The organism is Agarivorans sp. TSD2052, from assembly GCF_023238625.1.
Taxonomy (GTDB): Bacteria; Pseudomonadota; Gammaproteobacteria; order Enterobacterales; family Celerinatantimonadaceae; genus Agarivorans.
The window spans coordinates 3,491,521-3,513,149 of the sequence record NZ_CP096670.1 but is presented as its reverse complement, the minus strand read 5'-3'; the positions used below and the strand labels follow the sequence as shown (position 1 = coordinate 3,513,149).

Genomic DNA, 21,629 nt, shown 5'->3' with positions numbered 1-21,629 from the left:
TCATCGCACTATGGCTATATGCATATCACCTCCGCAAATACCTGCTGCGTTTTCACTTGGCAAAATGATTTTGCGCACCTACTTCAAAGTACACCATATGGTGAAGTATGCTTAAAGACGATTTTGATAAACACAGAGCACTCTCCAGTAAGAATAGAGAAAAAACGGACTTAAAAAGTACATTTGAAAAGCTTAGATATTTACGTTTTTTTTTAATTATACTTTTTTCGCTAGTGCTGCTATTTTGGATAGGTTGCTTTGTTCTAGCATGTGACTCAAACAGCGGCCGACTCTTTCCTTGTTTCAACTCGTGCGATAATTCATTATGTGCGGATAGCTCACTGCCGCCGTGTATAGCTCCTGATATCTGTGCAGATGGTTCGCAGCCACCGTGTGTCGTTCCTGATGTTTGTGCAAACGGTTCACAGCCACCGTGTATAGTTCCTGATACTTGTACAGATGGTTCACAGCCACCGTGTATAATTCCTGATACTTGTGCGGATGATTCACAGCCACCGTGTATAGTTCCTGATATCTGTGCAGATGGTTCGCAGCCACCGTGTGTCGTTCCTGATGTTTGTGCAAACGGTTCACAGCCACCGTGTATAATTCCTGATACTTGTGCGGATGATTCACAGCCACCGTGTATAGTTCCTGATATCTGTGCGGATGATTCACAGCCACCGTGTATAGTTCCTGATACTTGTGCTGATGGTTCACAGCCACCTTGCGTGTTTTGTCCTGCTACTGATCCGTGCAATGGATCAAACTGTTCTGTGCAACAGCTTAAAAAATACGAATCTTGTAGGCTCAATTTTGCTTTCGATAGCACCCTTCTCTCTGATGAAGAAAAGCTAAAAATCTTGAAGCTAAGATTGGGAGCAATAGACTTAACTCAGCTTTGTATTGTAGGACATACGGATGAGACCGGATTAGCTTCGTACAACAAATCTCTTGGTATTCGACGAGCACAATCGGTCAAAAATACAATTTGCGGCGGAGATGTTGATTGCAGAAATCGAGTAAGAGCTATTTCGATGGGAGAATCCGAACCTTTAATAACTGATTTAGTTCCGATGAGAGATGAAATTAATCGGCGTGTTTATATCAGGACTGATGGCAGCTGCCCCTAAGTTGCTGAGCATATTGTTTTGAACTTCTAATTTCTATTTCCTCTTAACTTGTAACAGGTGGCTTTAGTTATATCATACCGTTACACCTCCAAGATATTACGGAAACTTAGATAACTATTCAGATATGTATACCCATGTGACCACATTTGCCAGATCTTGGTTTCCGTATTCAATAGGGTGGATATAACGTGTTGAACACCAGCGTTTCATTCACTCTAGAGTTAATTGAACACAGTTCCCTGTCTACAGCACCTACAGAGCAAGCTGAGTAAAAGATAAAGAATGGGGAAAGCATATGAAGGATAGCGTCCTTCATTAGCGATTAACCTGATTGTATTTAGCACCTTATTATACCTCCATCGCAACAGGGCGATCCTAATCTAGAGGTAGATATGTTTAATTCACACATTCAACATGGTTTGCACATCAGCGTATCTACGTCGATTGCAGCGCCACAACATCAATGCGGGGGTGCACTATGAGCATCGCCCATCAGCTTATTCAAAGCTCTCCATATATCGCTTTATTCATCACTTTAGCCCTTGGCTACTTAGTGGGTAAAATTACCATTGGCCGTTTTGTGCTTGGTGGTGTAGCCGGTACTCTGCTTATGGGCGTATTGGTCGGTCAGCTAGGTGTTAGCATTGACCCTGGTGTAAAAAGTATCTTCTTCGCCTTGTTCATTTATGCTGTTGGTTTCCAAGGTGGGCCTCAGTTCTTTGGTGCCCTTAACCGCAAAACGGTTAACGTATTACTGTCAGCCGTTGTGATGACCACAGTGGGTTTGTTAGTGGTGCTTGGCGCGGCTTGGATGTTCGACCTTGACCGTGGTACAGCGGCCGGTCTTGCAGCGGGTGGGTTAACACAGTCTGCGATTATTGGTACGGCTGGTGATGCCATTGGCAAGTTGGGCGGTATTACCGAACAAGCAAAAAACATCATGCAAACCAACGTAGCAGTGGGTTACGCGGTCACTTACATCTTTGGTTCTTTGGGCCCAATTTTAATGGTCACTTGGATTATCCCAACCCTAATGAAATGGGATATCCGTAAAGAAGCACTAGAGTTAGCTGAAAAGAATAACGCCGGTAAAGCGGAGTTGGCAGCCGGTGAATTTAACGCCATTACTGCCTTAGATTCTCGGGCCTTTAGCATCAACGAAAGCAGCACACTATTAAATCAAACCATTGCACAAGCCAATGACAGCTTAATAGATACGGCTATCGAGTTGGTACAGCGTGACGGTCAACAGTTAGACGCTGATGAAACCTTAAGGGTTCAACAAGGTGACGTTGTTGTCGTGACGGGGCGTCGCACAGCGGTGAAACAACAAGCTAGCCAGTTAGGTGATGAAATTGAAATCCCACCTTCAGTAGAATTGGTGGAAGAGAATCGTCAGCTTATCGCGACTAACTCGACACTGATTGGCAAAACGCTCGGTCAAATCAAGCAGGCCGCTCAAAAATCACTGACCCGTGGCGTGTATGTGACTAGCATCACCCGTGGCGGTAACAGTTTAGATATTAGCGCAGACTTAGTGGTTGAGAAACACGACATTGTTCAAATCACCGGTAAAGCCGCAGACTTAAACCGTGTGGCAAACACCATTGGTCAGCGTTTGGGCTCAGCTTATGTGACTGACTTTGTATTGCTCGGTCTTGGCATGGCGGTAGGTTTATTAATCGGCCTGATTCATTTTAAAATTGCAGGTATTCCGGTCACTATCGGCTCAGGCGCAGGCTGTTTAATCTCGGGTCTAATGGTGGGATGGTTACGTAGTAAAAACCCTAAAGTCGCGGCGTTCCCATTGGGTGCATCAAACTTCATACGTGACTTTGGCCTAGCAGTATTTGTTGGTATCGTAGGCTTACAAGCCGGTCCTCAAGCAATTGATGCTATCCGTGAGCACGGTTTAACATTGTTGATGTTGGGTGCAGGTGTTACCTTAATTCCACAAATCGTTGGCTTCTTCTTCTCTTACTATGTATTACGAGTAAGAAATCCGATTGAAGCCTTGGCAGCAGTGGCCGGTGGTCGAAGTGCAAACCCAGGCTTTGCAGCGCTACTAGAAAAAGCAGGTAACTCAACACCGGTATTTGCGTTCACTGTGACCTATGCCATCGCAAACGTATTACTGACGTTATGGGGCCCGGTGATTATTGGTATCATCACCACGAACGTAGCCATGTAATGTAAAAGTTTTATGCTGAGTATCATGCTCAAGCACGAGAACACAGCAAGCGCCTTAGGGCGCTTGTTGTTTTTTTGCTTTATATAAGAGCTGGTAGTTAATTAATGATCTGGGTAGCAGTATTTTCAGCGCGGTGTGGTGTTCTCCTTTAACTGAGCCTACACATTGTAGGCTCAGTTAAACAAGGTTATTGTTCCGCGAATGGTGCTAGCGCTCGCTATAGCATTTCTCCCTTATATAAGATGTTGTGAATATCGCATTGGATAAGGCTTTAGTGGCCGTTTCGCCATGTATTCCATTTCTCTGATAGACACCCGCGGGCGAACTAGCTTTGCTTGATGGGCTAGGGCAAGCCTATGTAGACCTGCTATGCCTGAGCCACTTTTTTCAGTTATTTCACGGCTATGAAGCTAAATAAAACACGCACACAGAATTTTTAGCGCCAATCTATCACCCTGCGGTTTATTACCATACCTACCATTAGTTTTTACATATCAACGTCTTAAGTTATTTGTTTTGCCGCGTAATTCACATGGCGCGACGTAATCACACAGACATTATTGGCCGCGAACGGCCCATGAAGGATAGCGTCCTTCATCGGTGATTAACCCGATTTTCCTAACCCTCTTACTATACCTCCATCGCAACAGGCACTGGCCTGGCGAACACCATTAACATGTAAACTAAAAGGTAAATTAATATGTTAGATATCGACTTCTCTCAATTCGCAGACCTAAGCCCATTTGAACTAAAAGACAAATTGATTGACCTCGCGAACACGGTTCCTGACCGTGCATTATTAGACGCGGGTCGTGGTAACCCTAACTTCTTAGCCACCTTGCCACGTAAAGCATTTTTACGTTTAGGTGACTTTTCAATTGAAGAAGCAGAGCGTAACTACGCTTATTTAGATGGCGGCTTTGGCGGTATCCCTAACGGTGAAGGCATTGTTGAACGTTTTGATACCTTTGCAAAACAATATGGCACTAAAGATGGCGTACAGTTTTTACAAAAAGCCCTTAGCTACGCAAAAGACCGTCTGGGTATCGAGAAACACGATTTCCTTAACGAACTCGTATTGGCCTTCTTAGGCTGTAACTACCCAGTTCCTTCACGCATGCTTACCAACATTGAGAAAGTGGTTAAGCAATACATTGGTGAAGAAATGTACGGCTCAGTCCCCATGACCACTAACTTTGACTTGTTCGCGACTGAAGGCGGCACAGCGTCAATGACCTATACCTTCGCGACCATGTTCAACAATGGTTTGTTGAAAAAAGGCGACAAAGTAGCCCTTATTACGCCCATTTTCACCCCTTACTTAGAAATTCCTGAGTTGGCTGAATACGACCTAGAAATTGTTGAACTACGCCTAGACGAAACCACTTGGCAGTTACCTCAATCAGAAATAGAAAAACTGGCAGATACCGACATTAAACTCCTGTGTGTCGTAAACCCTGCGAACCCTGCATCAGTGAAAATGTCTGACGACACCTTGGCCCTGCTCACTGACTTTGTTAATCAGCAGCGTAAAGACTTATTCATTATTACTGATGATGTATACGGCACCTTTGCCGACGACTTTGTGTCGTTGTTCGCAACCTTACCTTACAACACCTTGTGTGTGTACTCGTTCTCTAAATACTTTGGCGCAACTGGCTGGCGTTTAGGCACCATCGGTATTCATGAAACTAACGTGTTTGACGATGCCATGCGTGCACTACCTGAAGCGCATCAAGAACGTTTAGATGACCGTTACAAAACGCTAACCCCAACCCCACGTGATATTAAATTTATTGACCGTATCGTTGCTGATAGCCGCGCAGTAGCGCTTAACCACACTGCTGGTTTGGCCTTACCACAACAAGTACAAATGGCCTTATTCTCACTGACTTGCCTAATGGACTTAGAAGATAACTACAAAGCGGCTTGTAAACGCATTATTCGTGAGCGTTACAAAACACTATACAGCGCCATGGGTTTAGAAGTGACCGAAGATAAAGACCGTGTTGATTACTACACCTTGTTAGAGCTTGACCGCATTGGTGGCCAACTTTACGGCGAAGACTTTGTACGCTGGTTTAAAGACAGTGGCAAAGGTCAGTACTTCTTGTTCCGTTTAGCCCAGTCTACCGGGGTAATTTTATTACCTGGTAAAGGCTTCGACACGGTACATGCCTCAGTACGTGTATCGTTAGCGAACTTAACTCACCATGAATACGAGTTAATTGGCCGCGAAACCCGCAAAGTACTCGACGAGCATTACGCTGAGTACAAAGCGCAGTAATCGCAAAGAAACAAGCGCCTGAGGGCGCTTGTTGTTCTCAACCTTCTCAATTTTTTCAAACGGTGTTAGCTACCATGAAAGGCATTATTGTTAGGCAATCACAAGCAAACAGAATGCAAGCTACGATAGCTTGAGGGGGCAATTTGACTCTCTTTGCTACGTCACTAAAAACGTTTAAAATGACTTCTGTGCTTGGTTCTTGCTCTCTCTTCTTTTTTACTCAAGCGCCAAGAATAACGACACCAAGCATCATAAATTACCCCATCCATTTTATTATCTTTCACTTTCTCTACAAAAATCTTCAGCTTAGCTCGGTGTAAACTGTTTGAATTGTATTTCAATGTCATTGATCGGCAGTTAGAATAATCACGTTATAGTTTTTTTATCTTGCGGATGAAATTTAGTGATACAAACTCACCCAGTGACAGCGAATAATTCAGCTTCGCTTCAGGTCGCCGTAGTAGGTGGTGGAATTGCCGGATCAGCGGCTGCACTTAAATTGGCCGAACTCGGCGCCAATGTTAGCTTGTTTGAGGCTGGCCCCAGTTTAGTTAATGGCCCGCCAGCTTGCCACTTACACGCCGGTGGCAATTTATATCGCGAGATATCTGATGAGCAATGTCTTAAGTTGCTAGAGCAGTCGATTAATACCTTGCGGGTGTTTCCTCACGCGGTCAATCTGCGCCCTACTGTGATTAGTGTGCCATTAAATGATCCTGGCGAGCCAGAAGCGCTCTTGCCTCGCTTGCGAAAAGTGCAGGCGCACTATGCCAATTTGATTCAACAAGACCCTCAAAATCAAAAGCTGGGCCCTGCCAAAGATTACTACCGCTTGTATAGCCGTGAGCAACTTGAAGCACTGGCCAAACGCGAACCGATGCAACAGCCGCAGAGTATGGATGACTGGATGATCCCAGTGGCCAAATACTTGGATTTATCGGCCTTTAAATTTCCATTTGTGCAGGTACAAGAGTACGGCTTAAGTTTGTTACGCATTGCTGCCATGGTGAAACTGGCCAGCGAGGGCTTAGACAATTGCCAAGTGTTTACCCACACTAAGGTTACCCATGTTGAGTTACTTAATGGCGACAAACCGCGTTGGCGAGTAGATTATCAAACAGAGCAGGGCAGCCAAAGTACCGAAGTGGATTACTTGATAAATGCCTGTGGTTACCGCAGTGGTAGTATTGATGACATGGCTAAGCTAAGCCGTCACCGTATGGTAGAGTTTAAAGCGGCCTATTTGGCCAACTGGCCGAGTCAAAATGGCCGTTGGCCTGAGTTAATTGTGCACGGCGAACGGGGCACGACTAACGGCATGGCGCAATTAACCCCTTATCCGGATGGTTTATTTCAACTGCACGGTATGACCGATACCATCACTTTGTTTAAAGGTGGCTTGGTTAAATCTAGCGAGAATAGTGCTCAACCTGAGCTTAGTCCCTTACTGACTCGCAAGTTAACCCAAGGCTGGCAAAGTGACGAAGTGGCGCAGCGCACTGCTGAGGCGGTAAAGCACATGTCGCGTTATCTGCCTAGCTTTAACAATGCCGCTGTGGCTGGCCGTCCATTATTTGGGGCGCAGCAGATTCCAGGTAGCGATCCTAGTTTACGCGCTGCCAGTGTCTCTTTTGATAAGGCCCATTATGCGCGTACCGAAATTGTTAAGTTTTCTTCGGCCTTAAGTGCCGCCGAGCAAATCATTGAGAACATTGCTGAGTTAGGTTTACTTCATGGTGAAGCCTTAGGTTCAGTGATGAGTGAATTACCAAGTACCCAACAATTGGGCTATTCGCAGGTACTTGAGTTAGCCGAACAATTGGCTGAGCAACGCAATTACCCGTTATCCTTAGCGCGTTAGCGCTATCTACTATTTGCACCAAGGCTAGCACTGCTAGCCTTTTTATTAAGGAGTTAGCATGTCTATCCAACACTTTGAAAGTAAAGCCAGAATGAGCCGAGCGGTGATCCATAATAATACTGTGTATCTTTGTGGTCAGGTTGCTAAAGACACTTCACATGGCATTGCTGAGCAAACACGGACCACGATTGAAAAAGTCGAAGAGCTGCTCGCCAGCGTAGGTTCAGACAAATCTAAGCTGCTAAGCGTAACGATTTATCTGCGCACTATGGATGATTTTGCTGAAATGAATAAAGTGTGGGATGCATGGATTAGTGACGTAACGCCACCGGCTCGGGCGTGTGTGCAAGCGCACATGGCACGAGAAGAAATTTTAGTTGAAATGTCGGTAACAGCAGCGGCTTAACCACACAGACTTCCTTGAGTGGTCAGCGAGTGCGGCTAGTGGGCGTTCACTAACCACTACAAGTTTATGTTACTGAATACTGTCTAATACTTGAGCGAATTTGGCTGGAATATAGCTGCGCTCTTTTAAGTTGTATACACTGTTTAACGAACAATTCGCTTTCATTGCAAATACTGAAGGCGGAATTCCCTTCTTACGTAATACCTTCCAAAACTGTTTTCCATTAAGTGTATTGATACTCATATCTCATCTCTACTGAGTCGCTGAATCAAGTGAACGCGAGCATTTAACAAAATTACTATGACAGCTTAATGACACTAAAAAGGCGTTTTTTTTAACCTTCCTCTGTAAACCTTATTTTTCTTTATTTTTAGAAAATAGGTTTTTTTTGTTTACTTGTTGTAAATAGTAAAGATAATGATAGGTATTCTCATTAGCGTAAATTTAAGGAAGACAATGCGCCTGATTAAAGTGGTATTAAGCTCGACGTTATTATTGGCAAATATTGCCTACGCAGATGTAAAACAAAATCAAGTTGTCGCTCATTATGCTGAGTTAGCTCATGCCGTGTTTAGCGACTCGCACAGCAGCGCTGTTAGCTTACAAAACGCAAGCCAGCAACTAATATCTGCTCCCTCAGCGCAACACTTAGCGGCTGCCAAGGCTGCTTGGAAAGAAGCGCGACGCTTTTACCAGCAAAGTGAAGTGTTCCGTTTTGGTAACCCTATTGTTGATGATTGGGAAGGGCAACTTAATGCCTGGCCATTAGATGAGGGCCTCATCGACTACGTGGCTGCCGATTACCAGTATGAGCTGGGTAATCCTGGCGCAACCGCCAATATTGTGGCTAATACCCATGTGCAAGTGGGCGAAAACACACTTGATTTAAGTGTTATTAACCCCGAATTACTCGCCTCATTAAATGAGCTTGCCGGTTCTGAAGCCAATGTAGCAACCGGTTATCATGCGGTAGAGTTTTTACTATGGGGACAAGATTTACATGGCTCTGATGCTGGCGCGGGTGAGCGAGCTTATACCGATTATGCCTCTGGCAGCGCATGTACCAACGGTAATTGTGATCGACGGGCCGCCTACCTAGCTGCGGTTACCCAATTATTGGTTGATGACTTAGCATGGATGAGTCAGCAATGGGCAAACGGTGGTGATTATCAGCAGCAATTGCTGGCAGAGCCGAGCGAGCAAGCCTTACGCCGTGTGATGTTTGGTATGGGGAGTTTATCTCTGGGTGAGTTAGCTGGCGAGCGTATGAAGGTGGCATTAGAAGCCAACTCTACTGAAGATGAGCATGATTGTTTCAGTGACAACACCCATAACTCTCACTATTACAATAACCGTGGTATTAGCAATGTCTATTTCGGTGAGTTTAAGCGCTTAAATGGCTCAATGCTAAACGGCCCTAGCTTGCATGATTTGGTCAAACAAAAGGATCCGGCAATTGCTAAAAACAACAAAATGATGTTTGAGCTGTCGATGTCCGAAACGGCCAAGTTAGTGGCGAGTGCTGAACAAAATGGGGTGTACTTTGATCAGCTTATCGCGGCCAATAATAGCGATGGCCATGCCTTAATTAACGGCACTATCTTAGCCTTGGTTGAGCAAACTCGCGCCATTGAGGCGAGCGCTAAAGTATTAGGCATTGAAAATTTAAACCCTGACACCGCAGACCACGAATTCTAAAAAGCCATCAATATCATAATAGGGAGCTTTTGCTCCCTTTCGTGGATCTTGTTTCAGCATTCTTGGGAGAGAGTGAGTTTGAAAAATAAGTTGATGAGTAAGCTGGTCTTAGTGGCGGCGTTAAGCGCCAATATTGTCGCCTTTGCCAACCCCAATAAGCCGGGCGGCGATACGACGACTATCCGAATTGATCGCAATGCGTTTTCTTTGCCTGCGGCTAATTTGAGTTTTGAAGGGCGTTTGAATTTTAGTACTGGCAATAGTTTCTTTCGTAATCCTTGGGTGGTTGCCCCCGCGACGACGATCGCTAGAGATGGCCTAGGGCCACTGTTTAATACTAACGGTTGCCAGAATTGCCACCTCAAAGATGGTCGCGGGCATCCTGCTCCGGTGGGGGCCGATAACGCTGTTTCTATGTTAGTGAGGATCAGTATTCCGGCAGTAACAGATGAGCAAAAATTACTGGAAGCCCAAAATGGTGTGGTGCCAGAACCTACCTACGGCGGCCAAATACAAGACCAAGCTATTCCTGGGGTAGCACCTGAAGCGCGAGTGCGTTTTGCCTATACGAAGCAAGCTTTTACTTATAGTGACGGCAGCCTACTTATGTTACGCAAGCCAGAATTGCTTGTCGATCAGTTAGGCTATGGGCCGCTGCATCCCGATACCTTGTTCTCGCCGCGGATTGCTTCGCCAATGATTGGCTTGGGGTTGTTAGAAAGCATTAGCGAGCAAGACATATTGGCCAATGCAGATCCTAATGATATTAACCAAGATGGTATTCGCGGTGTGGCTAACCGTGTCTGGGACCAACAGCAGCAAGCTTATACTTTAGGGCGTTTTGGCTGGAAGGCGGGGCAACCCAATTTAATGCAACAAAATGCCGCTGCCTTTAATGGTGATATTGGTATTACGAGCTTAATGTTCACGAACGATCACTGCACGGCCGCCCAAAAAGAATGCCAAGTGGCGACTTCTGGCGTCGACCCTGATGGTTCAGAGGTGAGTGATAAGCTACTTGGCTTTGTAGAGTTCTATACCCGCCATTTAGCCGTGCCTAAGCGCCGCATTAATGACAAAGAGTTGGTGCAACAAGGTGACCAGTTATTTAGCCAAGTTAACTGTGATAGCTGTCATAAACGCCGATTTACTACAGCCAAGCGAGCAAACTTGCCAGCTTTAAGCGAGCAAGTTATTTACCCCTACACCGATATGTTGCTACATGATATGGGGCCTGAACTGGCAGATGGTCGGGGCGAATACTTAGCCAATGGACAGCAATGGCGCACTCCACCGTTATGGGGAGTAGGGCTGACTGAAACCGTCAATGGCCACAGTCAGTTATTACACGATGGGCGTGCGCGTAATGTGGCTGAAGCGATTGTTTGGCATGGTGGCGAAGCCGAACCTGCTAAACAAGCCTTTGCCAATTTAAGCTTACAGCAGCGCGATGCGCTGGTGGCTTTTGTTAACTCACTCTAAAAGGCCAACTATGAATAAGTGTTTTTATCGAGCAATCACTCTCGGTGTTTTGGGGCTGGTAGGACTGAGCTCGGCGATTGCTAATACCGTCACTTTACAGCAACAATGGTTACAGCAAGAGCAGCAACATATTGTGGGTTTAAGTGCATACTTAGTATCAGAAGCGCGTGCCTACCAACAACATGTGACGGCTTACTGTGCCAAACCAAGTGATGATGGCTTACTAATAAGCCAAAGCTTGTGGAGACAAAATTATCTTGCGTATCTGCCGCTACAAGCTTCAGCACTTGGCCCTTTGGTTGATTTAAAATTGAACTGGGCCTTAAGTTACTGGCCTGACAAAAAAGATACTACTGGGCGTAAAGTTAAAGCGGCGTTAGCCGGACAGCAGCCTTTAAGCAGTACTCATAGCAATTTACGTAGCCAAGAGTTTCTATTGTTCGAAGCGCTTAGTGAGCAGCAGCGTTGCGTATTGCTGCCTGATGTAGTGAATCAATACGTGCAGGCGGCAGAGCAAGTAGCGAACAACCTACCTAGCGATCTGGCGACTATTAGCCCAGAACAGTTAAGCAGTGATGTACTGAACAGTTACCGCCTGCAAACCAGCATTATGCTGCGCAAGCTGCGGGCAATTTACTCAGCTAAGCACCAACGTTTACGCCCCTATCAAGGAGAGGCTTGGCGTGCCAAACTCAGTGCTCAGCTGTTAGCTGAGCAACTCACTGGCTTAGCGAGACGTTACCAGCGGTACCTAGCGATTTACCTAACCAGTATTGATGCAAACTTAGCCAAGCAAACCGCAGCGCAATTTGCTCTTTTAAGCAAGGCCATGCCCACTATTGAGCCCAATGACCAACACGCTCAGTTGAGTGATTGGGCTAAGGCTGAACCGATGTTGGCCAAGTTAGACCGTTTATTTGCAAATCAAGTACCGCAGGCTCTGTCGATAGAGTTAGGGTTTAATAATAACGATGGCGACTGAGTTGAACCGTCGTAAATTGTTGCAAAGAATGGCGCAGCTATCGCTAGGCGCCAGTTTGCTTAGTGCACCGGCGGTTGCTCATGCACTTCTTAAGCGCAATGATAGCGCTAGAGCTAATAACTATTTGTTACTTGGCTGCACTAAACAGCAGGATAAATACCAGCTTAGTGCGATGTTTAGCAATGGCGAATTACCTTACCAATTGGCTTTACCGGCCCGCGGTCATCATGTGGCTTTGGCAAAAAAAGACCACGGCCTCGCGGCCTGTGTTGGGCGAAGACCTGGTCATTATATTGTGCTGTTTGAGCCGCGAACCGGGCAACTATTAGGCAATATTACTCCACCCGCCAATATGCATTTTTACGGGCATGCTTGTTTTTCTGATGATGCCAGTAAGTTGTATGTCACGGCTGGTGACAGTGATACCAGCCAAGGGGCGGTGTTGGTGTATCAACAGCAAGCCGAGCGGTGGTCGCTTAGCCAGCGTTGGCCGATAGCAGGTTTGGGACCGCATCAGTTATTGATGTTGCCAAAGCAGCGCTTGGTCGTTGCCGTTGGGGGGATCCATACTCAAGGAAGGGAAAAGCTAAACCTAGAAACGATGCGCCCAGCCTTGGTTTATTTGGATAGCGAAACGGGCCAAGCTTTATTAACCAGAGAGTTGCCGGATAACCAACTCAGCATTCGCCACCTCTGTTACTCAACACATAGTGATACGGTGTGGTTGGCGTGTCAGGGGCAAAACCCTCAGCGTGAAGTTAGCTCTCTTGTCTATTCTCAACATGCGATGGAGCCTTGCATGGCTCTCGATGCCGATGCTGATTATTGGCCTCTGTTTAATCACTATATTGGAAGCATTGAATGTGTAGATGGCACGTTACTCGCCAGTTCGCCCCGTGGCGGTAAACTGGCGGTTTGGTCTGAAACTGAACGAGAACTAGCGCAGTTGATGCAAGTAGATGATGTATGCGGCTTGGCCACCCATGCTAAAGGTTGGGTGGCGTCGACCGGCCAAGGACAGTTGATTCAAAAAGCCCAGCCCATACAACGCCTGCAAACAGCTTTGCAATGGGACAATCACCTTAGCGTGCTAGACATCAGTTAACGCCAAGCATTACAGCTTGGTTTGCTTGTGAACAATAGCGCTAAGAGTTAAAGCGAATCACGTCCGTGTGAGGATCTACATAACTCTCTTGGGGGCTGCTGCTAACATAATTACTCTGTTTACCATGCGCTTCAAATATCTCCTCTAAGGCGTGTTTTTGGTCTGCGTTTGTTTGGTCAAATCGTACATGTATTTGTAGGTTTTGTTTATCATTGGCCCGCTGTTCAATAATATGTCCGGCGATATCAAACTGCTTGTTTTTACCTTTATGCAAATAAGCCAAATTAAGGAGTAGCGGCTGTTTGCTATGCAGCGCCAAATTACCCGGAACAACCACTTTCACCCCGCCCATACTAATATCTTGAGTTAATCCTTGAGCGCGTTTGGTGCCTTGGTTCAGCGTGAAGTGCAAACCGGTGTCTACTCTAGGGTGGCTGCGCTTCTCATTGTTTTGCCTGGTTTCTGCTTTTAACGTGGCATCGAGTGAAAAACGTTGTAGTAGATCGGTAACATTGCTGGACACTCGTGCCAGTTGTCCCGCTACTAAGGCGGACGTTTCAGACTTGTTGTGGCTTTCTTCGATAATAGTTTGTAGTTCTCGCTGAGTTTCTTTGAGGATATCAAGCTGCTGATTCTGATGTTCGACTTGTTCATCAATGCTTTGCTGAGCTTGTGCGACTAACTGTATTTTTTCTGTCACTTCAACAATACCTTGTTCAGTTTGTTGAGAGGTTTCTCGGCTCAGTTCAACTTTGCTGGTGACTTCTCCCATGCTATTCACTACCTGCTGTACACCCTCAGTGAGTTGAGTAATCAGCTTGGCTATCTCATCGGTAGAGCTGCCGGTTCTCGCCGCTAGGCTTCGAACTTCATCGGCGACTACCGCAAAACCACGGCCTTGCTCTCCGGCTCGGGCTGCTTCAATCGCTGCATTTAGTGCGAGCAAATTGGTTTGCTCTGAAATGGCACGAATAGCATCAACAATACCGTATACCTTTTCTGCCGTATTGCTAAGTTCCTGAATAAAACTACTGGCCTTAGTGGTTTCTTCAGAGGTCGTGGTCATCATCGTGATGTTCTCACCCACTAAGTGAGAGGCATTCGTTGATAATTGATTACACTGGGTCACCATGGTGAGGGTTTCAGCGGCAATTTCGCTCAATTTTGAGGTCGATTCTTCTAGAGACATCGAGTTATCGTACATATCTGAGAAGCGTTGTTGTTCGTTACGGTTAGCTTGGCTAATTTGGGTCGATAGCTCTGAAACCTGATTGGATGACAAATTAATACTGCTTGAGGCTTGTTGTATTTCATTCAGTGCTTCCTGCAGCGATTGGCGCATTAACTCGATATGGTGCGCTAACATGCCTAGTTCATTTTTACTAATGATCTGATTTAGCTCAGAAGATGACTTGAGGTCACCTCGACTGATTTTGCGACTTATCGCCACCAGCAAGTTAATTGGACGGGTGGTATCGCGAATCACTATCCAGGCCAGCAGTGAGCTTAATATCACCATGACCACCGCTAAGCTAATACTACTGTTTATTAGCTTGCTGAGTTTGTGTTCAGCATAATCGGCGTAAATTAATACCGCCTTGTTCATAGCGGCCATGCTTTTATGATTAGCGGCCAAGAAGGCTTCAGAATTGCTGGCCGAGGGGCTATTTTGCAAGGCTAAGGCCATGCGTAATTGTTCGTTCCAGAGCTTTTCAACCAGCTTGAGCTGATCGATAAAGGGTTGATGAGATGGCGCGGGTAAGTTGATTGCTTTTTTCAAGCCTAAGTCTGCATAGGTTTGCCCACCTTGCTGCAAGGCTTGTAAAGAATGTTGGTAGAGTTCTACGGTTTTATCGGCATTAAGAATACTTGGAAATTGCTGCTCCTTGGCGCTACTTCTATACAGTTCTTCGGCGGAGAATTTTTTAGTTAACATCCGCTGACGCCCGGCGATATTGACAATCAAGGCATCTGCATTATTTTGTTGTAATGAGGACGTTACTAGGACCACTTCCCCTAACATAGCTACCGCAAGAAGCAGTGGCAGTACTAACAGTTTGTAACGAATCGAAATAGAGCTAAGCATGAACGCAATCCCTGCTGACTAATAATTTAGTCAGTATAGCTCATATTATTAATCTTCTTAATTAGACCATAGAATGGTTTTTAGCAGGCTTAACGGCCTCGATATTAAGTAGAGAAGGTGTTGAAATCACCGCAAACACGCCGTTTTATACCGGTTTGCGGAAGGGATTAGCTTGAACTCGTGTGTTTGGCTGTCCATCGGCGGAATGGATTGCCTTTAGTAAATACCAGTAAGTTACCGAGCAGTACTGTGGCCACACCGCTTAATGCCAAAGGTGTCCATTGATAGCCTTCAAAAATAGTCGATAAACCTAAAGCCACGACCGGGAACAGCACGGTAGCATAAGCGGCTTTTTGCGGCCCCAAACGGCCAACTAATATAAGGTAAAAACTAAACCCGAGTACCGAGCCCACAAGGGCTAAGTAGATTAAGCTTCCCAGGTAAAGAGGGGCGCTGCTGAAAGCGAAATTTTCACCACTAAGTAGTCCCCACAACAGTAACAGTGCTGCCCCGTAGGCCATTCCGTAACCGTTTACTGATAAGACCGACAACCCCTGTTTTTGCTGCTTGGCTGACAACATGTTACCCAGTGAGAAGCAGTAAGTACCCGCTAGGGCCATCAATAAACCCAATAATTGTTGACCAGCGGTATCACTTTGCCGCATATCAGGATAGAACAGCATTACGATACCGATAATGCCAATCGCTCCGCCACTTAACAAACGTAAACTAGGGCGCTGGCGATGAAACAGCCAGCTGTTTGCCATGTTCATAATGGTAGCAATAGAAAAAATAATAGAGATTAAGCCGCTAGGAATGTACTGTGCAGCATGGTAGAACAGCATAAAATTACAACTAAATAAGCACAGGCCGAGCAATAAACAACTGAGATGTTGCTTCAAATTAAGCTGCTGTAAGCGGCCACTTAACTTCAAAAAAATCATTAATACCAGCGATGCCATAGCAAAACGATACATGATGGAGTTGGCAATAGGCACGTCGCCTATTTGATAGGCGATAGCCAACCAAGTTGTTCCCCAAATAAACACTGTGGCGAAATAGATAAAACTGATCATTGGTGAACCCCTCGTGAACGTAAATTTCGAGTATGACGAAAAATACAGTGTCTCAAGGCTTGGTAGAAAAATATTATAGAATGTTGCTGTGAGAGTGGTTTTTTTACAGATAACTGCGTTTATTTACCTAGCTCGGAGGAGCATGCTGCTAAGGCGCCACTATATCTTTAGTTAGTTTTAGACGGTGCTTACCGCGGCTGGCTTTGGTTTGTAGGTAGTAGTGGTTGTCTACCTTACGATATACCCCAGTACTTTCTACTTCGCTAACGGTAATGCCATTTTCTTCTAGCGCGGTTTGTTTACGCGGGTTATTACTGAGTAATTTAAGCTGAGCGACTCCCATGGCTTTGAGCATTTGCGCCGCTTCGCTAAAGTCACGTAAGTCGTCATCAAAGCCTAGCTGGTTATTCGCCGCGTAGGTGTCTATGCCTTTAATCTGTAATTGATAGGCGTCGAGTTTGTTGTATAAACCAATGCCACGGCCCTCTTGGCGCATATAGAGGATAATACCGCCTTGCTCGGCCATCTTTTCAATCGCTTCGTTGAGTTGCTCGCCACAATCACAACGTGAAGAGCCAAAGACGTCACCGGTTAAACACTCAGAGTGAATGCGAACCAATGGCGTAGCTTGTTGGCTATCGGCATTTTTAAAAACTAAAGCCACATGTTCTTTTTCGCTGTTTAGGTCGATAAACGAGAGCATTTCAGCGGGAATATCACTACGTCTGCCCACTTGAAAGGGCACTCGAGTACGAATGCTGCTAGTTTTTGTTGGTTGCGTCATCAATGGGCTCCATTACTACTGCCTATGGCGAGGGCGAAGTGTATAAATTCATTGTACCAAATGCAAAGCATTCCTAAGTGGAAAACTCGACAATCAGTAAGCCGATTTTATCAGAACGCCTCATCAACATTAAAATAGAAGCCACTCTCTCCGTCGCCAAAGCCCATATCTAAGCGTAAATTAACGCGGCTTTTCACTTCAAAGCGGTAACCTAATCCTACATTTGGAAGAATTTCATCACTGCTAAACAGGCTTAGTTGTGGCGCAATGGCTCCCGCTCCTAGCCAAAATACCATGCCATGACGGCCCGGTAAGTCCCACCGGTATTCAGCTTGGCTCATTACCATTTGTTTGTCGCGATAGCGGCCTGTTGTATAGCCGCGTAAAGCCGACCCCCCGCCTACGGTCGATAACATGTGCCACGGGGTGTCGCCATAGGTAAAGCGACTTTTAAATTGCCAAGCTAGCAAGCTGTCTCTGGGGCCAAGTTGTAGGTATTCACTGTAATTAAAACTCAGCGTTTGAAAATTGTCGCTGCTGCCAATGCTGGGGTGATAAAGCCCTAGGTCAAGTTGTAATAGTCGACCTTCATAGGGATTTCGTACCACGTCGCGAGTATCGAAGTTAGCTTGGAAGCTTACGCCCACGGCACTGGAACTGTCGTCTAGTAGGGAGCTATCCACCAAGCTTTCGCCATCATCTATATCGCTGGCCTTGGCATAGCTAAGGTCAAAGCCTGCGCCAATAAAGGCTGATTCAGATACTCGCTTTAGCAGCATCGGTCGCAGCGAGAGTTGGCGGTGATCAAAATTGACCCGGTTATCGTCTTGGCGATTTTGTTGGTAACCGATACCGTAATAGACATCGGGCGCATCGGCGATTTCTGCATCCACATAGACACGCCATTGGTCTTCTTTTAGAAAGCTGCGATTATCGATGACCACACCTACAGAGCCATTCACTGAGGCAAACCCATTAATCACCAAAGACGATGTTTGGCTAACGGTATCTTGCTCGTCAATTTGATATAAACCAATCGCAGAGATCCCCACACCTAAAGACATTTCAGGATTGTAAAAAGGCCCCGGCAACACGCTAAAATCGATAGCTTTAGTATTATCAAAACCGCCATCTGCACCTAGGTTTTCAAGAATATTGTCCACCCAACTAGCTTGGCTGGTATCATCTTGCGGGTTCGATACTGACAGATTGGCAAAGGTATTCAGGCTGAATAATAAGCTTAAGGCAAGGCCATATTTTTTTGTCATTGATGGCTAGTCTTACCAGAAATATGATTCTGTAGTTCTATTTCATCTTGTTGTTGATTGTACTGGCTAATTTCTATGAATTGCTGATTGCTGAAGCCATTTTGCCATAGCTGAGCAGGGATGTGCTCAAAATTGCCTTGAAAGTTTGGCGCCACCTCTAGCCATTGCTCGCTAACGTCAGCCAATTCAATACCGTGGATAATTGCAGGTAAGCTCAAGCTTAACATTGGAGCTTGCTGCTCATACAATGGCGCCAATAGCGGCCAATTTTCATCCTTGCTAGCCAATGTTTGTGGCACCAGATAAGGGACTTGTTGATAGTTTAAGAGGTAGTGGCGTTTTAACAGCATAAACTTATTAGGCAGAGGTTCTTCAGAGTCCCACCAAAGTCCATCCACAACGTCAAAAAAGGCGGTGGTTTGTTCTTTGGAGACGGGCTCTAGCAGTTCGATAGAGGCTTTCAACCAATGGGTCATGTGTTGGTTATACAACTCTTTATTCATGGTTAAGTTATTAATTACAAGGGCTAAGCCAATTTTTGCCCCCAACATATTAGAGTAAAGATCTTCAGGCGAGTAAGCCGATACCGCTTCCGACCAAGGTTTCCAACTACGATAGCCATGCCACTGGGCAATTTCATGGGCCTTAGCCATTGAAAAGGCCATTCGTGCGGCTAGTTGCGCCGCTAACTCCCAGCGCTGTTGCGGGGCTAAGTGCTCTATATCAAAGGCCTGAAAACGTAACTCTCTGGGGCCGATTTCTGGTGGCAACTCAATGCTAAAGGCTTCACCTAATTGTGGATAAATACGCTGAAATAAAGCAATGGTATTGTCAGCGGTATCGCGCACATGGGCTAAATCAATGAAGCCGCCACGTAGGGTGTAGATTTGACCGTTGTTCTCACTATTGCGGCGAGCATTGGGTTCGCCTCGTTGAAAGCTCCATGTTCCAGCTTCATAGGCATGAGGACCAATATCATCTACCGAGAGGGTGTTGGCGTAACGAAATAAGGGCACTTCTAAGCTACCGACTTTCACTTTTTGGTGATCGCCAAAAGCGCAGCAAGGGCGCACGTCTTCAGGCATACGAGCCAAACTAAATTGTTCGGGTATTTGCTCGGTAAGCAGCGCCATATCAGGCAGTTCATCTAACGCGCTGGCCACTGCCTGTTCGCTAGGGCGGCTGCGGGTCTGCCAATCTTTAGATGAGCACGATGCTAGCAACACGGTGATAAGGATAATGCCACCAATACGGGCTATGGGGCTGCTGTTTGGCTTTCTAATGCCACAATTTGAAATAGTCTTCATCATTGAATAAACAACTCGATTGCTTGGCTAACGGTATCGGGATATTCGTTGCTAATATTATGGGGAGCATCAGGAATAATCACCATCGGGGCATGTAAGTAGCGTGATAATTGCTTGCCTTGTTCAAGTGTAAACACTTGGTCGTTCTCTCCCCACACTAATAAGACTGGAGGCATATCTTCTGGCTTGACTTGTTGGCTTAAGGTATCGCGGTAACTCGGTAAACTATCGATTAACTGGCGTTTTTGCGGCTGCCAAGGGGCAAAGTAACGTTGATAAATTTGCTCATCTATCGCGTGTGGCAGAGGTGGGAAACGGGTAAATACCCCTTCAAATAAGCGGCGCATTTGCAGGCGGTTTTCAGGTACAAAAATATCTGCGGGTTGCTCAACGCTAAAGCGTTGGCTGAGCTCGGCTAAGTCTTGGTCGCTAATAAACGTACCGGGGCTGGATAATATCACCGCTTTCTGAATGTTTTGCTGATTAGCCATCATGTCATAGGCGACTAAGCCACCGTATGAAATACCGACTAAATGGTAGTGTTCAACTCTAAGCTGGCTAAGTAGCTGGTTAACGGCCGCTCGCTGGGTGGTGATGTTTGCAGGGCCATGGCTAACGGAATCACCAAACCATGCGAGGTCTGGTGCAATCACCTGGTAATGCTGGCTGAGCGCTAACATCATCGGTAACCACGTGGTGGTGGCTGTGCCGCCAAAACCATGCAGCATGACTAATGGTTGACCCTTTCCACCAATCCAGTAGCGTAATTGACCACCTTCAGATAATTGTATTTCGCTTTGAGTGAAATGCGCTTTGGTCAGTTGCTTATTATCTAACTGTTCTTTTACTGATAGAGCTGAGCAGCCAGTGATACTGAGTACTAATACTAAAGCCGCTGTCCATCGACTGAGCTGCAAACTACTATTCATTAGAATCGATACCCTAAACCAAGCATAAAGCTACTACGTTTACCAAAGCCCACTTCAACTAGGGCATCCATGTGTTCAGTAAGGGATACTTGGCCACCTAGTAAAGCATTCCACTTTTCTTCTAAATGTTGAGTCACTACAAATTTGCCACCAGACGGTAACGGCGGCGGCAAATTAATACCAATGTCATCGAGGTTACCGCTAAAGGTTTGCTCTACATTTTGGTACATGGCACCCGCCCAAATTTGAATATCACGACCTGAATGCTCAAACCTATAGCCAGCGCGGGGCGTAACGACAATCGAGCTTATTTCGCCATCAAGTATGTCAAGAGCGGTGTTGGTGTAGTTTACATCAAGCAAGGTAAACCAATTACCAACACCGCCAACCAAGGTGGTGCCAGCCCCGTAGGTTATACCGCTAAATTCTAAGCTAAAGTCGAACGGTTGGCCAATAGGTTTTCCGGCTAAGGCAAGCTGCACGTTGGCCACGCTGCTGCCCTTTGTTTGACCTAACACGCCATATACGTTCAAAAAAGGCAGCACCCATATATCACCACGTAGGGTGATAGTTTCAGATTCTTGTATGGCGTGACTACCGTTGATTGCTATTAAGTTATCGATGGCACCTAAACCGGAAAACGCCACATTATCGACGATTAATGGTTGTGACATGTTCATATAATTAATGCTAAACCCATAGGGTTTTGGTAGCTTATGTCCTAAGTCGATAGCCTCTTGGGCCCAGATAGGAAAGTACGCGTCGTATTGCTGATTGTTTAAATAAGTTTGTTCGACTTCTTCTGCAAAGCTGAAAAAGGACGTTAATAAAGCGGCAGCAGCAAAGTTTAATATCTTCATTTACAAGCTTGTCTCGGTAAATCGTTAGGTAAATATGTTAAGTCGCAGTCGCCCAAGCACCTTGTATGTAAGCAAGGTATTATCGTCCGTGGTTTGAAGGGGGGATACGTAGCAAAGAAATTTGTGCCTACGTATTACTCATACTCTAAAGGTCGCTAGAGTATTGCTCTTAAA

At 45.8% G+C, this 21,629-nt stretch carries 18 protein-coding genes; 9 read left to right on the top strand and 9 right to left on the bottom strand.

Going from position 1 to position 21,629, the window contains the following annotated elements; genetic code table 11:
• Positions 1–52 precede the first annotated feature (52 nt).
• The gene (locus tag M0C34_RS15960) at positions 53–832 is read right to left on the bottom strand and encodes a hypothetical protein (protein ID WP_248712674.1); all 780 of its coding nucleotides are present in this window, start codon (positions 830–832) and stop codon (positions 53–55) included.
• Here M0C34_RS15960 and M0C34_RS21320 point away from each other — a divergent pair.
• The 5 genes from M0C34_RS21320 to M0C34_RS15940 all read left to right on the top strand — a co-directional run bounded on the left by M0C34_RS21320 (position 732) and on the right by M0C34_RS15940 (position 7,878).
• Positions 732–1,133 carry an OmpA family protein gene (locus M0C34_RS21320; protein ID WP_371923082.1) on the top strand — a complete coding sequence of 134 codons (402 nt, stop codon included), beginning with the start codon at positions 732–734 and terminating at the stop codon, positions 1,131–1,133. The two genes, M0C34_RS15960 and M0C34_RS21320, sit on opposite strands and share 101 nt — an antisense overlap.
• A gap of 478 nt (positions 1,134–1,611) precedes the next feature.
• Entirely contained in the window at positions 1,612–3,324 is a 1,713-nt protein-coding gene (gene aspT, locus M0C34_RS15955; protein WP_248711669.1) for an aspartate-alanine antiporter, read from the top strand.
• 700 nt (positions 3,325–4,024) lie between these two features.
• On the top strand, positions 4,025–5,611 hold the full coding sequence (locus M0C34_RS15950; protein ID WP_248712673.1) for a bifunctional aspartate transaminase/aspartate 4-decarboxylase: 1,587 nt from the start codon (positions 4,025–4,027) through the stop codon (positions 5,609–5,611).
• A gap of 403 nt (positions 5,612–6,014) precedes the next feature.
• The gene (locus M0C34_RS15945; RefSeq protein WP_371923081.1) at positions 6,015–7,472 is read left to right on the top strand and encodes an FAD-dependent oxidoreductase; all 1,458 of its coding nucleotides are present in this window, start codon (positions 6,015–6,017) and stop codon (positions 7,470–7,472) included.
• A 58-nt stretch (positions 7,473–7,530) separates the two neighbouring features.
• Entirely contained in the window at positions 7,531–7,878 is a 348-nt protein-coding gene (locus tag M0C34_RS15940) for a RidA family protein (protein WP_248712672.1), read from the top strand.
• A gap of 69 nt (positions 7,879–7,947) precedes the next feature.
• Here the strand turns inward: M0C34_RS15940 and M0C34_RS15935 are convergent, their stop codons facing one another.
• Positions 7,948–8,121 carry a hypothetical protein gene (locus tag M0C34_RS15935; RefSeq protein WP_248712671.1) on the bottom strand — a complete coding sequence of 58 codons (174 nt, stop codon included), beginning with the start codon at positions 8,119–8,121 and terminating at the stop codon, positions 7,948–7,950.
• Between the two features lie 213 nt (positions 8,122–8,334).
• Between M0C34_RS15935 and M0C34_RS15930 the strand changes: the two genes are divergently transcribed.
• The 4 genes from M0C34_RS15930 (at position 8,335) to M0C34_RS15915 (ending at position 13,145) form a co-directional block, all read left to right on the top strand.
• Positions 8,335–9,576 carry an imelysin family protein gene (locus M0C34_RS15930; protein ID WP_248712670.1) on the top strand — a complete coding sequence of 414 codons (1,242 nt, stop codon included), beginning with the start codon at positions 8,335–8,337 and terminating at the stop codon, positions 9,574–9,576.
• Positions 9,577–9,654: 78 nt separating this feature from the next.
• Positions 9,655–11,058, top strand: a complete 1,404-nt coding sequence (locus tag M0C34_RS15925) for a di-heme oxidoreductase family protein (protein ID WP_248712669.1) — start codon at positions 9,655–9,657, stop codon at positions 11,056–11,058.
• 10 nt (positions 11,059–11,068) lie between these two features.
• On the top strand, positions 11,069–12,040 hold the full coding sequence (locus M0C34_RS15920; RefSeq protein WP_248712668.1) for an imelysin family protein: 972 nt from the start codon (positions 11,069–11,071) through the stop codon (positions 12,038–12,040).
• Entirely contained in the window at positions 12,030–13,145 is a 1,116-nt protein-coding gene (locus M0C34_RS15915; protein WP_248712667.1) for a DUF1513 domain-containing protein, read from the top strand. Before M0C34_RS15920 ends, M0C34_RS15915 begins: the two co-directional genes overlap by 11 nt.
• A 40-nt stretch (positions 13,146–13,185) precedes the next feature.
• Here the strand turns inward: M0C34_RS15915 and M0C34_RS15910 are convergent, their stop codons facing one another.
• The 7 genes from M0C34_RS15910 to M0C34_RS15880 form a co-directional block, all read right to left on the bottom strand.
• Complete coding sequence (locus M0C34_RS15910; RefSeq protein WP_248712666.1) at positions 13,186–15,231, bottom strand: methyl-accepting chemotaxis protein; 2,046 nt, start codon at positions 15,229–15,231, stop codon at positions 13,186–13,188.
• 167 nt (positions 15,232–15,398) lie between these two features.
• Positions 15,399–16,307: a DMT family transporter gene (locus tag M0C34_RS15905; RefSeq protein ID WP_248712665.1), complete on the bottom strand. Its 909-nt coding sequence runs from the start codon at positions 16,305–16,307 to the stop codon at positions 15,399–15,401.
• Between the two features lie 148 nt (positions 16,308–16,455).
• Complete coding sequence (locus M0C34_RS15900) at positions 16,456–17,091, bottom strand: GTP cyclohydrolase II (RefSeq protein WP_248712664.1); 636 nt, start codon at positions 17,089–17,091, stop codon at positions 16,456–16,458.
• Between the two features lie 110 nt (positions 17,092–17,201).
• Positions 17,202–18,359, bottom strand: coding sequence for a BamA/TamA family outer membrane protein (locus M0C34_RS15895; RefSeq protein WP_248712663.1), 1,158 nt, complete (start codon positions 18,357–18,359; stop codon positions 17,202–17,204).
• The gene (locus M0C34_RS15890; protein ID WP_248712662.1) at positions 18,356–19,669 is read right to left on the bottom strand and encodes a DUF4056 domain-containing protein; all 1,314 of its coding nucleotides are present in this window, start codon (positions 19,667–19,669) and stop codon (positions 18,356–18,358) included. The genes M0C34_RS15895 and M0C34_RS15890 overlap by 4 nt, the downstream gene beginning before the upstream one ends.
• Positions 19,666–20,595 carry an alpha/beta fold hydrolase gene (locus tag M0C34_RS15885; RefSeq protein ID WP_248712661.1) on the bottom strand — a complete coding sequence of 310 codons (930 nt, stop codon included), beginning with the start codon at positions 20,593–20,595 and terminating at the stop codon, positions 19,666–19,668. The genes M0C34_RS15890 and M0C34_RS15885 overlap by 4 nt, the downstream gene beginning before the upstream one ends.
• Positions 20,595–21,455, bottom strand: a complete 861-nt coding sequence (locus tag M0C34_RS15880) for a virulence protein (protein WP_248712660.1) — start codon at positions 21,453–21,455, stop codon at positions 20,595–20,597. Before M0C34_RS15880 ends, M0C34_RS15885 begins: the two co-directional genes overlap by 1 nt.
• Positions 21,456–21,629 lie beyond the last annotated feature (174 nt).

What these genes read in the sequence shown, in the direction of transcription:
- aspT (WP_248711669.1), top strand. Translation starts at nt 1,612, where the DNA reads ATGAGCATCGCCCATCAGCTTATTCAAAGCTCTCCATATATCGCTTTA.
- M0C34_RS15950 (WP_248712673.1), top strand. Translation starts at nt 4,025, where the DNA reads ATGTTAGATATCGACTTCTCTCAATTCGCAGACCTAAGCCCATTTGAA.
- M0C34_RS15940 (WP_248712672.1), top strand. Translation starts at nt 7,531, where the DNA reads ATGTCTATCCAACACTTTGAAAGTAAAGCCAGAATGAGCCGAGCGGTG.
- M0C34_RS15935 (WP_248712671.1), bottom strand. Translation starts at nt 8,121, where the DNA reads ATGAGTATCAATACACTTAATGGAAAACAGTTTTGGAAGGTATTACGT.
- M0C34_RS15930 (WP_248712670.1), top strand. Translation starts at nt 8,335, where the DNA reads ATGCGCCTGATTAAAGTGGTATTAAGCTCGACGTTATTATTGGCAAAT.
- M0C34_RS15920 (WP_248712668.1), top strand. Translation starts at nt 11,069, where the DNA reads ATGAATAAGTGTTTTTATCGAGCAATCACTCTCGGTGTTTTGGGGCTG.
- M0C34_RS15915 (WP_248712667.1), top strand. Translation starts at nt 12,030, where the DNA reads ATGGCGACTGAGTTGAACCGTCGTAAATTGTTGCAAAGAATGGCGCAG.
- M0C34_RS15910 (WP_248712666.1), bottom strand. Translation starts at nt 15,231, where the DNA reads ATGCTTAGCTCTATTTCGATTCGTTACAAACTGTTAGTACTGCCACTG.
- M0C34_RS15905 (WP_248712665.1), bottom strand. Translation starts at nt 16,307, where the DNA reads ATGATCAGTTTTATCTATTTCGCCACAGTGTTTATTTGGGGAACAACT.
- M0C34_RS15900 (WP_248712664.1), bottom strand. Translation starts at nt 17,091, where the DNA reads ATGACGCAACCAACAAAAACTAGCAGCATTCGTACTCGAGTGCCCTTT.
- M0C34_RS15895 (WP_248712663.1), bottom strand. Translation starts at nt 18,359, where the DNA reads ATGACAAAAAAATATGGCCTTGCCTTAAGCTTATTATTCAGCCTGAAT.
- M0C34_RS15890 (WP_248712662.1), bottom strand. Translation starts at nt 19,669, where the DNA reads ATGATGAAGACTATTTCAAATTGTGGCATTAGAAAGCCAAACAGCAGC.
- M0C34_RS15885 (WP_248712661.1), bottom strand. Translation starts at nt 20,595, where the DNA reads ATGAATAGTAGTTTGCAGCTCAGTCGATGGACAGCGGCTTTAGTATTA.
- M0C34_RS15880 (WP_248712660.1), bottom strand. Translation starts at nt 21,455, where the DNA reads ATGAAGATATTAAACTTTGCTGCTGCCGCTTTATTAACGTCCTTTTTC.